Origin of the sequence: Inquilinus limosus, assembly GCF_051487185.1 — a bacterium.
GTDB classification, from domain to species: Bacteria; Pseudomonadota; Alphaproteobacteria; order DSM-16000; family Inquilinaceae; genus Inquilinus; species Inquilinus limosus_F.
This window is the reverse complement of the sequence record NZ_JAHVDK010000030.1, coordinates 61,616-77,295: the sequence shown is the minus strand read 5'-3', so window position 1 is coordinate 77,295 and position 15,680 is coordinate 61,616. Positions and strand designations below refer to the sequence as shown.

14 protein-coding genes are annotated in these 15,680 nt (G+C 68.1%); 2 read left to right on the top strand and 12 right to left on the bottom strand.

Annotated features, from left to right (window positions below; all coding sequences use genetic code 11):
• Positions 1-149 precede the first annotated feature (149 nt).
• Positions 150-950, bottom strand: coding sequence for a LuxR C-terminal-related transcriptional regulator (locus KXR53_RS28435; protein WP_437378671.1), 801 nt, complete (start codon positions 948-950; stop codon positions 150-152).
• A 193-nt stretch (positions 951-1,143) separates the two neighbouring features.
• Between KXR53_RS28435 and KXR53_RS28430 the strand changes: the two genes are divergently transcribed.
• Complete coding sequence (locus KXR53_RS28430) at positions 1,144-1,719, top strand: RNA polymerase sigma factor (protein WP_437378670.1); 576 nt, start codon at positions 1,144-1,146, stop codon at positions 1,717-1,719.
• A 106-nt stretch (positions 1,720-1,825) separates the two neighbouring features.
• Here KXR53_RS28430 and KXR53_RS28425 read toward each other — a convergent pair whose 3' ends face one another.
• The 8 genes from KXR53_RS28425 to nanR form a co-directional block, all read right to left on the bottom strand.
• Positions 1,826-2,926 (bottom strand): ABC transporter ATP-binding protein, encoded by a 1,101-nt coding sequence (locus KXR53_RS28425; RefSeq protein WP_437378669.1) that lies wholly within the window; start codon positions 2,924-2,926, stop codon positions 1,826-1,828.
• 13 nt (positions 2,927-2,939) lie between these two features.
• Positions 2,940-3,803 (bottom strand): carbohydrate ABC transporter permease, encoded by an 864-nt coding sequence (locus KXR53_RS28420; RefSeq protein ID WP_437378668.1) that lies wholly within the window; start codon positions 3,801-3,803, stop codon positions 2,940-2,942.
• Positions 3,803-4,744 carry a carbohydrate ABC transporter permease gene (locus tag KXR53_RS28415; RefSeq protein WP_437378667.1) on the bottom strand — a complete coding sequence of 314 codons (942 nt, stop codon included), beginning with the start codon at positions 4,742-4,744 and terminating at the stop codon, positions 3,803-3,805. The genes KXR53_RS28420 and KXR53_RS28415 overlap by 1 nt, the downstream gene beginning before the upstream one ends.
• A gap of 63 nt (positions 4,745-4,807) precedes the next feature.
• Entirely contained in the window at positions 4,808-6,463 is a 1,656-nt protein-coding gene (locus tag KXR53_RS28410; protein WP_437378666.1) for an extracellular solute-binding protein, read from the bottom strand.
• 123 nt (positions 6,464-6,586) lie between these two features.
• Positions 6,587-7,642: an NAD(P)-dependent oxidoreductase gene (locus KXR53_RS28405; RefSeq protein WP_437378665.1), complete on the bottom strand. Its 1,056-nt coding sequence runs from the start codon at positions 7,640-7,642 to the stop codon at positions 6,587-6,589.
• Between the two features lie 4 nt (positions 7,643-7,646).
• A complete protein-coding gene (locus KXR53_RS28400) occupies positions 7,647-8,435 on the bottom strand; it encodes an HpcH/HpaI aldolase family protein (protein ID WP_437378664.1) in 789 nt (262 codons plus the stop codon).
• A 58-nt stretch (positions 8,436-8,493) separates the two neighbouring features.
• Complete coding sequence (locus tag KXR53_RS28395; protein ID WP_437378663.1) at positions 8,494-8,799, bottom strand: putative quinol monooxygenase; 306 nt, start codon at positions 8,797-8,799, stop codon at positions 8,494-8,496.
• Complete coding sequence (gene nanR, locus KXR53_RS28390) at positions 8,799-9,506, bottom strand: transcriptional regulator NanR (RefSeq protein ID WP_437378662.1); 708 nt, start codon at positions 9,504-9,506, stop codon at positions 8,799-8,801. The genes KXR53_RS28395 and nanR overlap by 1 nt, the downstream gene beginning before the upstream one ends.
• 84 nt (positions 9,507-9,590) lie before the next feature.
• On the opposite strand from nanR, the gene KXR53_RS28385 reads away from it, so the two are divergent.
• Positions 9,591-11,336, top strand: a complete 1,746-nt coding sequence (locus KXR53_RS28385; protein WP_437378661.1) for a hypothetical protein — start codon at positions 9,591-9,593, stop codon at positions 11,334-11,336.
• Between the two features lie 36 nt (positions 11,337-11,372).
• Here the strand turns inward: KXR53_RS28385 and KXR53_RS28380 are convergent, their stop codons facing one another.
• The 3 genes from KXR53_RS28380 to KXR53_RS28370 are packed head-to-tail and all read right to left on the bottom strand — an operon-like array spanning position 11,373 to position 15,651.
• On the bottom strand, positions 11,373-13,004 hold the full coding sequence (locus tag KXR53_RS28380; protein WP_437378660.1) for a serine hydrolase domain-containing protein: 1,632 nt from the start codon (positions 13,002-13,004) through the stop codon (positions 11,373-11,375).
• Positions 13,005-13,027: 23 nt separating this feature from the next.
• Positions 13,028-14,491 (bottom strand): M81 family metallopeptidase, encoded by a 1,464-nt coding sequence (locus tag KXR53_RS28375; RefSeq protein ID WP_437378659.1) that lies wholly within the window; start codon positions 14,489-14,491, stop codon positions 13,028-13,030.
• Entirely contained in the window at positions 14,488-15,651 is a 1,164-nt protein-coding gene (locus tag KXR53_RS28370; RefSeq protein WP_437378658.1) for an NAD(P)/FAD-dependent oxidoreductase, read from the bottom strand. The genes KXR53_RS28375 and KXR53_RS28370 overlap by 4 nt, the downstream gene beginning before the upstream one ends.
• Positions 15,652-15,680 lie beyond the last annotated feature (29 nt).

Below are 15,680 nucleotides of genomic sequence, written 5' to 3'. Positions count from 1 at the left end.
TCGCCTGGCGCGGCCGGGGCGGCCGACTGTGGGTCTCCGGCGTCGATTGAACGACCGCCTTGGCCTACCGGCCGGAACGCAGGAAGGGGCGTCTGGCTCGCGCACGGCGACGCCGCGCGACGAGGTGCCGACGATCCGAGCCTCGCGCCTCATCCCATCACGGCGCCTGATCCGACACCCGGCGCGGACGACTGGCCGAGGTAGCTGCTGATCTTGAAGGCGACCTCGGTCCGGTTTCTCGCCTGCACCTTCCGCATGATATTGCGAATATGAACCTTGACCGTGCTCTCGGCGAGGTTCAGCTCATAGGCGATGACCTTGTTCGCCTTGCCGCGCCGGAGGGCGTCGGCCACCGCCGCCTGCTGCTTGGTGAAGAGGCCGGACAGCGGGTGCGATGCCATTGGCTGGGCGTGCCCCTGGCGAATTGATTGAACCAGGCATTTGGCGGGCACGAAGATGCCGCCGGCCTGAGCCAGCCGGATCGCCTCGATCGCGATGTTGAGATCAACGCTGGTGGGAATGTAACCACGCACGCCATAGGCCAGCACCTGGACGACATGGGCCGGCGTCTCGATGTCCCCGATCACGATCGTCGGCATCTGCGGGAACTCGGCGGCCAGCGCCTGGAGATCCTGTGCCAGCTCCGGGGTGTCCGCCTGCTTGCAGCCGATTCCGAAGAGGAGTGCCGACACCTGCGGGTGGATCTCCGCAGCGACGCGCCAGTCGTCGAGGCTGGCGTAGGCTCGGACTCGAAACCCGGCTACGTCGGCGCTAAGGGCTTGGGCCAGGCACTGCAATTCGAGCCGACGGGCATCGACCACGGCGATCAGCGGCAGCCGATGGTCTGACGTGTGGAACTCCGCGGGATGCGCGAGTGGACCCGGTGCATACTCCATCAATGACAGATCCCGATGAGCCTCGCCGTAGGCTTCGGTGGCAACCATGTTCATCACCCTCACTGTCGAATTCGCAATTCCCCTCCGCTGTTTCGATTCATTTATGATGCATTTTATCAAAGAGAAGAATAGGATAGTCCAAGGTTAACATCGTGGAGTTCTTGTCCGATATAGGAGAATAGTCCACAAGCATTCCTATGTAAAATTCCCTACATTCCTATATCGAGTGACTTGAGTGGGAAGGTGGATGTTTCGTGGTTCGTCAGGCGAATTGGGGTGTAAGGTGCCGATGATTTCTGCAGTCACAAAACGCCAATTCCATATGGTCGTGGAGCCGCATCTTCCTGCCATCCGAAGTTACGCTGGGCTGCTGACCCGAAATCCAGCAGACGCAGACGATCTGCTGCAGGACACTCTTCTGCGCGCCTGCCTCAAGCTCCATCTCTGGCGGCCCGGCACCAATATGATGGGATGGCTGATCGTGATCATGCGCCGGATCTTCCTGACGCAGTATACGCGAGCGGGTCGCGCGAAGCCGGAGATCGTTCCGCTCGACGGCCGCGACCTGGGCATCCAATCCTCACAGGACTTTGTGGTGGAGCTCAGAGAGCTCGAGGCGCGATGGCCAACCCTGTCGAAGGATCATCGCGAGGTGCTGGAGCGCATCGCCATCGGGGGCGAGTCCTATGATGAGGCGGCCGAACGCCTGCGGCTGCCGCTCGGGACTCTCCGGTCTCGGCTCCATCGGGCTCGGAACACGCTGCGTCCCGTCCATACACCGACGCAGCTCGGTCCGGCAGATGGACATCGGGGCTGCCACTAACGGGCGCGAGCGCTGATCAATCGATTGTCCGCCGTGTCGCAGCTCGTCCATGTCCGGAATGGCACCGTCCGGCCGGGGCTCGGGGCGGCGCAACGCCGCCCTGGAGCTACAGCGCCCGCTCGGTCTCCTCGTCGAACACCGAGGCGCGGTTCAGGTTGATCTCGAGCCCGATGGTCTCGCCGGGACTGCTGACGTCGTGAGCCTGAAGCTCCGCGAGCGCGGGTGTCTCGCCGAGGCGGAACGTCGCGAATGTTCGCGAGCCGGTCGGCTGGAGCAGCTCGATGGTCGCATCGATGCGGACGAAGCCGGGCAACGATACGCCGTGCCGCGCCCGCCCGACATGCTCCGGCCGCAGCCCGAGGAGCACGCGGGTTCCGGCCAGGATCGCGTCCGGGATACGCCCAGCCGGCAAAGGCAGGGGCGTTTCGCTGCCGTCGACCAGGACGGCCGTTTCTCCTTCTCGCCGGACGACGCTTCCCGGCAGGAAGCTCATCCTCGGCGAGCCGAGGAATCCGGCGACGAAGCGGGATGCCGGTCTTTCGAACAGCTCCCCCGGAGACCCCATCTGCTCGATCCGGCCGTCGCGCATCAGGACGATGCGATCGGCCAGCGTCATCGCCTCGATCTGGTCGTGGGTGACGTAGATCATCGTCGTGGCGATGTCCCGATGCAGCCGCTTGATCTCGCCGCGCATCTCGTCCCGCAGCTGCGCGTCCAGGTTGGACAGCGGCTCGTCAAACAGGAAGATCTGCGGCTCGCGCACGATCGCGCGGCCGATGGCGACGCGCTGCCGCTGGCCGCCGGACAGCTGGCGCGGGTAGCGGTCGAGCAGTGGCGTGATGCCGAGCATCCCGGCGACACGCCTGACCCGCCGACCGATCTCGTCCGCCGGCATCTTCCTGGCCCGCAGCCCGAAGCCGATGTTCCTCTCGACCGTCAGATGCGGGTAGAGGGCGTAGTCCTGGAAGACCATGGCCACGTCGCGGTCGCGGGGCCGCATGTCGTTCACCACCTCGCCGCCGATCATGATGGTGCCTTCGCTGGCCTCCTCCAGCCCGGCGATCGTGCGCAGCAATGTGCTCTTGCCGCAGCCGGACGGTCCGACCAGCACCGTGAACTCGCCATCGGCGATCTCGAGATCGATCCCCTGCACGGCATGGAAGGGACCGAAGCGCTTGTGCAGGCCGCTGATCTTCACATCCGCCATCGACAAGCTCCCTTCATCCGCGAACGGCGCCGAGCGTCAGCCCGCGCACCAGATGCCGCTGCGCCAGCACCCCGAGCGCGATCGACGGCGCGAGGGAGACGATGGCGAGAGCGCTGGCCTCGCCATACTGCGCGCCCTGGAAGCCGAGGAAGGCGCGGAACACGGTCGGCAGGGTGAACGCCGTGCGGCTGGTCAGCACCAGGGCGAAGAAGAACTCGGTCCAGCAGGCGATAAAGGCGAAGACGGCTGCAGCGACGATGCCTGGCGCCGCCAGCGGCACCGCCACCTGCCAGAAGGCCTGCCACTGCGTGCAGCCGTCGACCAGGGCCGCATCCTCCATGGACCGCGGCATGCTGCGGAAATAGGCCAGCATCATCCAGACCGACACGGGCAGCGTGAAGACGGTGTAGGCGATGATCAGGCCGAGGCGGGTGTCGTGCAGGCCCACGCTGCGGTAGATCAGGAAGATCGGCAGCACCACCGCGATCGGCGGCAGGAAGCGCTGCGACAGGACCCAGAAGGACAGGTGCCTCCCGCCCGTGTTGAAGCGGGCGAGGCTGTAGGCCATTGCCGTCCCGATCAGCACCGACAACACGGTCGCCGCCGCCGACACGATCAGACTGTTGATCAGGCCTTGCAGCCCGCGATAGGCGAAGAGCGCGGCCGTGTAGTGCACGGTGGTCGGCTCCGCCGGGAACCAGACCGGCGGGATGGCCAGATAGTCGTCGCTCGGCTTGATCGAGGTCACGAACATCCAATAGATCGGCGCCAGCACGAAGGCGACGAACAGGCCGAGAAAAAGGAAGCGGCCGATCGCGGGCCGGCGGCGTCGTCGCCGGCGGGCGGGCATGGGCCGCGTCTGCAGGGTGGTCGACATCAGGCCGGCTCCGATTTCACGAGGCGCCTCACCAGCAGCCCGACCAGCACGGAGATCAGGATCAGGAAGATCCAGCTTCCCGCCGTCGCCTGCGACAGGTGGAACTGCGTGAAGCCCACGGTGTAGAGGTAGTAGGAGCTGGTGTAGGTCTTGGTGCCGGGCCCGCCCCCCGTCATGATGAAGATCGTGTCGAACAGGCGCACCGCATCGAGCAGCCGGAAGATGATCGCTACCATCATGATCGGGGCGATCTGCGGCAGCGTGATCAGCCGGAACGCCTGCCAGCCGCCGACGCCGTCGAGCTCGGCCGCCTCGTAGAGATTGGGCGGGATCGCCGTCAGGCCGGCGAGCAGGATGACGAACATGAACGGCGTCCACTGCCACACATCGGCGATGATCAGGGCGATGTAGAGCCACGGGGCCTGGGTGAGCCAGCTGATCGTCACCTCCTGCCCGAGAAGCTGGCTGAGCAGATAGTTCGTCGGCCCGAACGGGCGCTGCAGCAGCAGGGTCCAGGCCTGTCCGACGATAACCGGGCTGATGAAGAGCGGGATGATGAGGATCGACATCACCAGCCCGCGCCCTGGAAAGCGACGGACCATGGCCAGCGCGAGCGCAAGGCCGAGCCCGAGCTCGATGGCGACACTGGCCGCCGACAGCAGGATCGTCAGAACCAGCGAGCGTTGCGCCACCGGGTCGAAGACCACCATCGAGAAGTTCTTCAGGCCGACGAAGGCATGGCCCGGGATCTGGAAGTCGTAATTGACGAAGGAAACCCAGAGGGAAAAGGCGAGCGGGTAGATCGACAGCGACAGGATCAGCAGCACGGCCGGGATCACCAGCAGCCATCTGAAGTGCCGGTCGCTCCATTCGGAAAAGCCCGCCCTTCGGCGCGGCAGGCGCCGTGTCGAGGAGAGGGCGGGGGAGGCGTCAGACATCATGCCGCTACCCGTCGATGATGATGGCCGACGGGGCGGACCATGCGGTCCGCCGCCGCCGTCGCGTCACAGCTTCACGGCCATCCCGAGCGCCTCGACCGTGTGATCGGCCGAGGAGCCGGGGAGCTTCTTGTATTCCTCGTAGAACGCCTTCTGGCTGTCGACGCCCAGCCGCTCCGTCGTCTGGTCCCATTCCGCCGCTGCCGTCTCCAGCGCGGCCTTGGGATCGGCGCCGGCCCAGACCGAGGAGCACATGCGATCGAGGCTGAGCGCGTAGTCCTGCCAGCCGGGCATGATCATGTCGAGGAGGCCGACATTGGCCGAGTTGCTGAGATTGGCGAGGTACTCCTTCGCATCGGGCCAGAGGGCGCCGTACAGCTCCGACTTGTAGTGCGACAGGCGATAAGGATCGCGCAGCGCGTAGGGCAAAATCGTACGGGCCAGCGACACCGGTGGGGAGGTCGCCCACTGCATGAACAGATAGGCGGCCTCGGGGTTGGCGGAGTCCGCCGCGAGCGCCTTGGTGTAGCCGGACGCGTGCTCCGGGTTTCCGGGGACGACGGCATAGCCGACCTTGCCGGCGATGGAGGAGCGCGGAATGAAGTTGATGGCCGCGTCGCTCTGCGAATAGTTCGCGGTCATGCGGCCGGTGGGCGGCCATGAATAGATCATGGCGACCTTGCCCTGCAGGAAGGCGGCCCACAGCGACACGGCGTCGAGCTCGTCGTTGCCCGGGATCGAGGCCTTGTTGGCCGCGATCATGTTCTCCAGCGTCTTGATTCCGGCAGGCGAGGCCAGCTGGGCCTTCATGTTGCCGTCGAACAGCTCGCCCTTGTTCGCCCGGAACTGCTGCAGGAAATCGAACTGGTTGCCCGGGCTGCCGGCTTTCCGGAAATGTCCGGCGCCGTAGAGATTGGGGGCCATCTGGTCGGTGATGAACTGGGCGACCTGGGCGTAGTCCTCCCAGGTCTTCGGAACCTCCAGCGGCTTGCCGAACTTCTGGCTGTACGCATCCTTGAGTTTCGGATCGGCGAAGATGTCCTTGCGGTAGTACAGGGCGAACATGTCGCCGTCATCGAAGAAGCCCCAGATCTTGCCTTTATAGGTCGGCAATGCCTTGTACAGCGGATGATAGTCGTCGAAATCCGCCTTGTTCATGTACTGGGCGATGTAGTCGTCCAGCGGCGCGATGACTCCACCCTCGGCGAGCGACGGGGTCCAGGCCGGCTCGATGTCGAGGATGTCGTAGGCGCCGGACCCGGCGATGTGCTCGGCCACCGGCTTGGAATATTGGTCGGGATGCGACAGCTCGATCACGTTGGACTTGATGCCGGTCAGCTGTTCCCACAGCGGCCCGGAGAAATGCCGCGGATCGAGCGCCTGGAGCCCGGACTCATAGGTCATGTTCAGGGCGATGCCCTGGTACTGCTTGGCGGCCTGGACGGCCCGGTAGGCCGATCCGTCGGCCGGGCCCTCGGTGGAGGCCTTGACCGCGGCGGCCTGGGCCTGGCCGAGCGGCGTCGACGGGTCGGCCAGCTGCGCTGCCGCCTGCGCCAGCGCCGAGCGGCTGATCGATGCCAGCAGCGGGCCGGAAACCGCCAGCATACCGGTCATCTGGCCGAACCTCTTGATGAAGCTGCGCCGGGTGGGCTCTCCCCGAAGCCAGGCGTCGACCTCGGCTGCCAAGCCGGCTTCGAACTCGCGCCTCTTCCGATCGTTCATGGTCGCCTGTCCTCCCTGGAACTGCCGGTCGTCAGCGCCGGCTGCAATCCATTCTTCACTCTTCTCTTCCGTCCGCGAGCGCCGCGTTCAGGCGACCGCCCTCGATCGGAAGGGGTACCGCTCTTACGGTCCGGCGCCGAAGCGCCGCCCCAGATCCTCCAGCCTCTGCCGCCAGAGCTGCGTGTCGAGCACGGCCCGGTTCACGACCCCGCGCGGCACGCGCCCCTGCTGCACCTCCAGCACCGCCCGGACATCCGCGGCCCCATTGCCGGCGAAGCATTGATCGGTCCAGCACAGGGCGTGCGGCGTGAGGATGACGTTGTCGAGCTTGAGGATCGGGTCGTCCGCATCCGGCGGCTCCCGCTCCAGGACATCGAGCCCGGCCCCGGCGATCCGCCGTTCCTGCAAAGCCCGGGTGAGCGCCGCCTGGTCCACGATCGGACCGCGCGCGGTGTTGATCAGATAGGCCGTCGGCTTCATCAGCGCGAGCCGGTCGGCATTGACGAGATGGCGGGTCTCCGGCGTGAGCGGGCAGCTGACCGAGACCACGTCGGCGCGGCGGAACACGTCCTCCAGCCCGACCAGCTCGACCCCCAGCTCCTCCGCCACCGTCCGGTCGGCCGCCGGGTCATGGGCGATGAATTTCATGTCGAACGGCTTCGCCAGCCGGAACATCTCGGCGCCGATATTGCCGATGCCGATCGAGCCGAGGGTCCGCCCGACGAGGCCCATGCCCATGTGCTCGGACCGCCGAGCGAAGCCGGCCGCGCTCTGCCGCGTCAGCCGGTCCTTGATCAGCAGCTTGCCGGTCAGCGCCAGCATGAGCGTGATGATCGACACGGCCACCGGGCGGCGCACCCCGTCCGGGGTGATCACCAGGGCGATCCCGGCCTTCGTGCACGCGTTCACATCCACTGTGTCGTAGCCGACGCCGAAGCGGGCGACGGCGGCCAGGCGGCCGCTCCGCGGCACGCTGTCCGCCGTGAAGCGATGGGCCAGCAGGATCAGCGCATCGATATCCTCGAGCTGGTCGGCACGCAGCGGATCGGCCGGCTCGAGGAACGTCACTTCGACCCCCGGGGCCGAGCGGAGGGGCGAGAGATCGAAATCCGGATAGGTCGGCGACCCGTCGGCCTTCCGGAAATCGCCCGAGAGGGCAACACGGAACGGCGTGGTCATGGCCTCAGCTCCCCACGGCCTTTGCGCCTTCGCGGAGGCGCGACATGGCGTCGGCCAAGGCGTCGTGCAGCACCCACACGTCGCCGGAATAGCAGATGAAATCGAAGCCGGCGGCGTTGAGTTCGATGCCTTGGGCGACCGTCGGCACCAAGCGCCCCAGCGCCTTCTTGTGCTTCTCGCAGGCCTCGATCGTCCGGTCGATGGCGCGCCGGAAGTCGGGATGGTCGAACTGGCCTGGGATGCCGAGCGAGACGGACAGATCGAAATGTCCCACCCAAAGGGCGTCGACGCCTTCGGTGGCCGCGATCTCCTCGACGTCCCTCACGCCCTCGGCCGTCTCGATCTGGCAGAACAGCGTCGAGCGCCGGTTGGCGGCGGAAAGCTTGTCCGCCACGCTGCCCGGCCTATACCGGTCGTGGGCGACCTGGAGGGCGACGCCTCGTCCGCCGGCCGGATGGTATTTCATCGATCGCACGATCTCGCGCGCCTCGGCGGCGGACCCGACCATCGGCAGCATCAGCCCTTCGGCGCCCATGTCCATCGCCCGGGCGATGTGATGGTATTCGCGCGACGGCACCCGCACGATCGCCGGCAGCTGCGCGGCCTCGAAATAGCGCAGCGCGCTCTTCACCGTCTCGAAATGGAAGCCGGAGTGCTCGAGGTCGAACAGCACGAAATCGCAGCCTGCCGATTTCAGGATGTGCCCGATGCCCGGCGTGGCGAATTCGACGATGAAGTGCCCGAACTTCGGCGCCTTGGTGCCGACCATGGTCTTGAGGTCTTCGTACGCCACTCCGGTTCCTCCCATTGCTGCGCCCGGCTCTTTGGTCCTGGGCGCCTGTTCGAAACTCCTAGACCGACCCCTCGCAGACGAGTTTGCCCACCGTGACCGACTTGCCGACGACGTAGCCGGCGCTTTCGGCGTCGAATTTGGCGTAGTGCCGGGACGCCACATGCGCGTCGAAGGCGGCACGGTTGTCGTAGATCTCATAGAGCAGGACGGTGTCGGGATCGTCCGCAGGCTCGATCACATCGAAGCGGCGGCACCCGGCTTCCACGCGAGTGGACATCCGGGCGTTCTCGTCCACCAGCAACCGAAAGTCGCCGCGCGACCCGCTCTTCAACCGGAACTCGACCAGGACGACATAGCCGCCCATCACTGCCCCCCGACGATCTCGTTGTAGCGGCGGGCGACGTAGTCGAGATGATCGCGCATAGCCTGTTCGGCGCGATCGGGATCGCGGGCCGCCACAGCCTCGAAGATCTGCCGGTGCGCCTCATAGGCGATTTCGAAGCCGCCGGCCGTCAGCGTGGTCTTGCGCTGCTCCAGCAGCCATTCCACCAGCGCCTCGTGGATGGCGATGAAGATCGGATTGCGCGGGATCACCGCCAGGACGTAGTGGAAGCCGACATCGGTCTCCTGAAAGCGCTTGAGGTCGCCGACCGCCTCCCGGTTGGCGGCGAGCGCGGCCTCGAGATCCGACAGATCCTCCGAGGTGGCATGCAGCGCCGCATAACGGGCGAGGCCGGTCTCGAAAAAGCTGCGGGCGCTCTGGAAATGTTGCACGCCGCCGGGTGCGGCGAGCATGTGCCGGGTCGTGCCGGACAGGGCGTCGATGACGAATTGCGGCGTCGGCCGGGTCACCCGGGCACGCTCGCCCGAGCGGAGCTCCACCAGCCCCATCTTCCGCAGATGGAACAGCGCCTCGCGGATGGCCGGCCGGCCGACCCCGAACTGCCGCATCAGATCGCGCTCGGAAGGAAGGAGGTCCGACGGCGCGTAGGTGCCGTCCCGGATCATCCGCTCCAGGTGCTCTGCCACATCCTCGTAGAGCTTGCGGCGCCGGATCGCCACCGTGGCCATTTGGTATACCTTTTATACCAGCCTCGCGTTACGCTATTCGGACCGAACCCCCTCGTCAAAGGGAATCCATGCAGGGAGGCCGTCATGACCGCGACTTCGTCCGAACCTCTCACGCTGGGGCCCCTCGCGCTTCGGCTCGACCGCAACGGCGCCTTCGCCCGCGAGATCGTCCTCGACGGGGAGGAGCTGTTCCGGGGCATCGGCTTCGTCGTCCGCGATGCCAATTGGGGGACGCCCCACCTGCCCGCAGAGGCCAGGGTGACGCGTGAACCTGGCCGGGCGACCGCCACGGCTTCCGGCACCCTCGACCATCCGGCGGGCGACCTGAGCTGGTCGGTCACCTGGACAGTGACAGACCGGATGATCGAGGGACGGGCCCGGGTGACGTCGACCTCCGGCTTCGAGACCAACCGGACGGGCTTCGTCGTGCTGCATAGCTTGGGGGCAGCGCGGGGCCGGCCGGTCGCGGTGACCCACCCGGACGGCCGCATCGAGGAGGCGCGGTTTCCCGAACTGGTCTCGCCGCATCAGCCGTTCTTCGACATAGCGGGCATGGACTATGAAACCAGCGCCGGCCATCGGCTGCACCTGACCTTTGAGGGCGAGGTGTTCGAGACCGAGGACCAGCGCAACTGGACCGACGCGTCGTACAAGACCTACTGCCGGCCCCTGGCGCTCCCGTACCCGTATCGGATCGAACCGTCCGCGGTGGTGGAGCAGGTCGTGCGGCTGGAGATCCTGGCGCAGGCGGCGGCTCCAGCGGTTCACATCCAATCGGGCGAGCCGACCGTCCAGAAAACGGCGCCTCTTCCCATTTTCGGAACGAGTCTTCCGCCGGGGCCTGTGACGCCTGTCCAGGCCGGTGCGCTCGAGGCGCTCGGCCTCGGCTTCACCGCGATCGAGATCGACCTGTCCGATCCGGCTTGGCTGGAAGAGACGCGTGCCAAGATATCAGCCGTTCCGAACCCGCTGCGCATTGACATCAGGGGCAGCGCTGCGCCGAACATGATCGCGGCGGTGGAGGAGCTTTCCCCAGTCCTGACGGGCCGGCCCATGGTCGGCGTGTCATTGTGGGAGGCCGACGCCGTCGTCGCGGCGGCTCGGGCCGTGCTGCCCGGCGTCGCCATCGGGGCGGGGACGGGGGCCTTCTTCACGGAGCTCAACCGTATGGCCCACTGGCCGGCGGCTGACTACCTGGCCTGGACCTCCAATCCCACAGTGCACGGCTCGGACGACGACACGATCGGGGAGACGACCGAGCCGCTCGACGACATTCTGATTTCCGCCAAAGCCAAGCTGCCCGTCCGACGCTTCCAGATCGGCCCGATGACGCTCGGCCTGCGCTACAATCCGAACGCCACGTCGCCGGAGGGCCGCCGCAGCGCGGCGCCCCCCGACCCGCGGCAAGGCCAGGTCATCGCGGCCGCTTGGCTGGCCGGCACCACGGCAGGCTTTCTGGATCAAGAGGTCGAGTCACTGACCTTCTTCGAGCCTGCCGGGCCCAAAGGGCTGATTGCGGACGACGGCACCTGGACTCCCGCGGCGCATCTTCTGGCCCGCCTGTCGGGCTGCGCCGGCCGGACCGCTTCGGTTCTGCGCTGGGCCGGGCGCCCGCGGGTGCGTGGACTGCTGATCCAGATGCCGGACCACGACGCACTCTGCATCGCCCATCTCCGGAACGACGAAGTCACGCTGACGCTGCCGGCAGGGAAGTGGCACAGGGCAGAGATGTTGACGCGGGCCGGATTCGTGGACCACCCGTCCATGGACTTCCGCCTTGGTCCGTTCGGCGTTGCGTGGGTCCTTCGGTCCAAACAGGAAATATTCTGAATTGGACAGAGGCGCGGTCCTGGCCGGACCGTGGCGTCAAGGCGTGCGGGCCAGCATCAGCTGCTTGGTGCGGTCGTCGTTCAGCATGAGTCCTTCAGGAACGCGGCGGACCGTGAACAGCCAGCCGCCGGCCTCGATCGCCGGGGGCGGGAAGTCGGTGGTGGCCCGCCGCGGCAGCGCCAAGTGCAGGTCCGGGGCGCGGGCCTCCAGCGCCGTCTCCCAGACGCCGTAGGGCGTGCGCAGGCATAGCACCGTCTCGTCCCCGTCTTGGCCGATCTCCGCCTCGAAGCCGGTGGCGGCGTCGGCATAGCGGCCGGCCAGGCCGGGCGCGATCGGCAGGACGGCGTCGGACAAGCGGCGGAAGCGCCGCGCCCGGCCGAACCAGCGCGTGTCGATGGTGTCGTCGTCGCGCGGCGTGAACTCCAGCGGCACGATGCCCCGCTCGGGCATGAAGCTGTCGTCGCCGATCTGTTCGATCGGCATGCCGCCGCCCATGTTGCTGACGACCACCGGTTCACCGTCCTTCATGGCGATACCGAACACGTCGTCGCCGTTCTCGGCCCGGTACAGCCCTTGGGCGCGGGCCAGCCGTTCGGTCGCGCCGGCGGCGCGTGGCGGGCCGGGTTCATGGCCCAGCACCAGATCCAGGATCCGGCGGGCCAAAGAGAACGGGCCTATGTCGTCGGTGTTGCCGAGGATGACAATGCCGATCCCGGCCTCCGGGAAGCGCACCGATTCCGAGCGGCCGCCGGCGACGCCGCCGCCATGGCCGATGCTGGCCAGGCCGCGGTAGCGGCAGGTGACGAGCCCCAGCCCGTAGGGCGACGGGATGCCGTCGATCACCGCACCGGGCGCCGACATCCGGGCGATCATCTCCGGCGTGCCGACCCTCGGCTGGTCGAGATTGGCCAGCCAGAGCTTCATGTCCTCGAGCGTCGAGACCATGCCGCCTTCGCCGCCCAGCACCACGCCCCATTGCGCCTTGTGCCAGCCGCCGTCCGGGCCACGGGTGTGATGATCCGCCAGCCGCGGCAGGATCTCCGAATCCCAGCGCATGAGCCGGGTGTCACGCATGCCCAGCGGCCCGGTGATGCGCTCCTCCAGCAGGTGGTTGAAGGTCTTGCCCGAGACCTGCTCGACGATCTCCGACAGCAGGAAGAAGCCGGTGTTGCAGTAGATCAGGTCGGTGCCGGGCCGAAAGTTCACGCCGCCATGCCCGCTGATGATCCGGCGCGCCCAGGCGCGGGTGGACGGCGCAGAGATCGGCAGCCCGCCCAGGATCATGATCTCCAGGAAATCCCGCAGGCCCCCGACATTGGCGGCCAGGTGGCGCAGCGTCACCGTCTCCGGATATTCCGGCAGCCAGGGCAGGTGGCGGCGGACATCGTCCTCCATCGACAGCCTGCCCTCGGCCTCCAGCATCAGCGCCAGCAGCACGGTGAACTGCTTGGTCTGCGACCCGATGCGGATGACCGTGCGTTCGTCGATCGGTACGCCATGAGCCAAGTCGGCCATGCCGTAGAAGCCGCGGTGGATCTCGCGCCCGTGCCGGGTGACGCTGACCGCGGCGCCGGGCGAATCCGGCCGGGCCCAGCGCGCGAACAGCGCGTCGATCCGGGCCCCCAAATCACGTGGAAGGCCCGGAGGCAGCGGGCTCTCATGGCTCATGGCGTCCTCCCGGGAACCGGTTGTCAGGCGAAGGGGTTCTCGACGCGCGGCCAGAACGGCAGGCGACGCTTGGTGTAGCCGATGCCGGCGTAGTCGGGCGGGATCGCCCCCGGCGTGGTGACGTAGCGGATCTCGGCCGCGATCGGGGCAAAGCCGGCATGGAAATGCTGGGTCGACTTCACCACCACGATCGCCTTGCGCGTCGGGTCGATGCCGAAGGCGGTGAAGGCGTCGGGCGCGAAGGTCTGGCTGCGCAGGGTCACCAGCACCAGGTCGACCTCGTTGGCTGCCTGCACCCACACGCCGCGGCCCAGCGGCGCCCAGTCCTCGCTCAGCCCGGTCTGGACCAGGGCCGGCAGCACGCGCTTGACCGTGACCCGCAGATCGACCGGGTCGCCGGAGGCCGGGCCGCATTTGCCGCCGATGCGCAGGTCGAAGCTGGCGCCTTCGCCGGCCTCCTCGCACAGCGCCACCGCCTGCGGGTCCCAGTAGCAGCCGCTGACCACGTTGCCGATGCCGCGGTCGATGATCCGGCGCAGGATGAAGGTGCTGTCGCCGGGCGCGCCGCCGCCGGCGTTGTCGGCCACGTCGGCCAGCACCACCGGGCCGCGCGGCGCCGCCAGCGCATGGTCCAGCGCCTCGTCCACCGTGTCGTGCGGCGTCGCCGTGGCGTGGCGCAGCTCCCAGATCTCCCGCCCCAGATCCTCGGCCACCCGGCGGGCCCGGTCGCGGTCGCCGTCGGCGACCACCAGCATCCGCGCGCCGACATCCTCGACATCGCCCCAGGGGAAGCCGTGGCCGAAGGTGACGGACAGGATACCGTCGCGGCCCTCCAGCGCCTGCATGCGGTCGACGAGGCCGCGCATCGGCTCCACCGGGGTGCGCCACATGCTGATCATGCGGCAGTCGTGCAGCGCCATCACCGGCCGGATCTCGCCGCGGCGGGCGCGCAAGCACAGCTCGTACAGCTCGACCGCCCGCGGCTCCATGTCGGTGTGCGGGTATTCCTTGAAGCCGATGATCGCGGTGCAGGCCTCGATCATCCGGTCGGTCAGGTGGCAGTGCAGGTCCAGCTCCATCCCGACCGGCACATCGGGGCCGACGATCGCGCGCACCCGCTCGGCGGTGTCGCCCTCACAGTCGTCATAGCCGTCCGCCACCATCGCGCCGTGCATCAGCAGCAGCACGATATCGACCGGCCCGGCGCGCCGCAGATCGTCCAGGATGTCGTCGCGCAGGCTCTCATAGAGCGACCGGATGGCGCGTCCGGCCGGCTGGGCGATGGCGGTGACGCTCTCGACCACCTCATGCCCGTCGCGCTCGGCCAGCCGGCGCCAGGTCTTCTGGCAGATCGTCTCGGCCGCCGTGTCGTCCAGGCTGGCGTCGCGCCGCCGGTAAGTCTCGGGGGCATAGAAGCTGGCGGCGCCGGTGGGCAGCGGCGAGAAGGTGTTGGTCTCGGTGACCAGGGCGGCGATGAAGATCCTCACGGATGCACCTCCGTCTCGATGGCGCCGCCTGCACCCGCCCGGAAGCGGCCGGGGGAAAGGGCGGCGGCGGTGATGCCCAGCCGGGCGAGATCCTCGGGAACGGCATCGCCGCGCAGCAGGGCCGCGCCCAGCCAGGCCAAGGCCGGTGCGGTCTGGAAGCCGTAGCCGCCCTGGCCGGCGCACCAGAAGAAGCCCGGCGCCTCCGGGTCGAAGCCCAGCACCGGCGTCTTGTCGGCGACGAAGCTGCGCAGCCCGGCCCAGCGATGCGTCAAGCGCCGGATCCTCAGCGTGGTCGCGGTCTCGATCCGGTCGACCGCGACGGCGACGTCGATCTCCTCCGGCTGCGCGTCGCAGGGCGGGCTCGGGGTCTCGTCGGCGGGGGAGCCCAGCAGCTTGCCGGCATCCGGCTTGAAGTAGAAGGTCTCGTCCAGGTCGACCACCAGCGGCCACTCGTCGACGGCGTGGCCCGGTGCGTCGAACAGGAAGGCGGTGCGCCGCTTCGGCACCAGCCCGACTGGCGCGACCCCGGCCAGGGCGGCGATCGCGTCGGCCCAGGACCCGGCGGCGTTGACCACGACGCCGGCCTCGACCGGGCCGGCCGCGGTCTCGATCCGCCAGCCGCCTCCGGGCAGCGGCGCCAGCGCCGTGACCTCGGCCCCGGTGCGGACCTCGCCGCCGCGCCGGCGCAGGCCGCGCAGCGACCCCTGCAGCAGGCCGTTGGTGTCGATGTCCAGCGCCTCCGGCTCGAACACCGCGCCGGCGACGCGGTGCGGCTGCAGCACCGGCACTCGGGCGACGGCCTCCGCGGCGCCGATCTCGCGCACGCTCGGGACCAGCGCCGCCAGCGCCTCTGCCCGGCTGCGGATCGTACCCTCCTGGCCCGGCCGGCCGACATGCATGGCGCCGCGCGGGCGGGTCAGGACGAAGCCTGCGAAATCCTCTGGCGGGGAACGGAAGAAATCGCGGCTGCCCGTCGACAGGGCGCGCACCACGGCGTTGCCATAGGTTTCGGAGAACAGGGCGGCGGACCGGCCGCTGGAGTGATACCCGGGCTGACCCTCGCGTTCCAGCAGCAGCACCCGACATCCGTCCGCAGCGGCCCGGGCCAGCGACGCGCCGGCAATGCCTCCCCCGATCACGGCGATGTCGACGACATCCATCCGCAGCCTCCCTTTGCCCGAAGACTGTA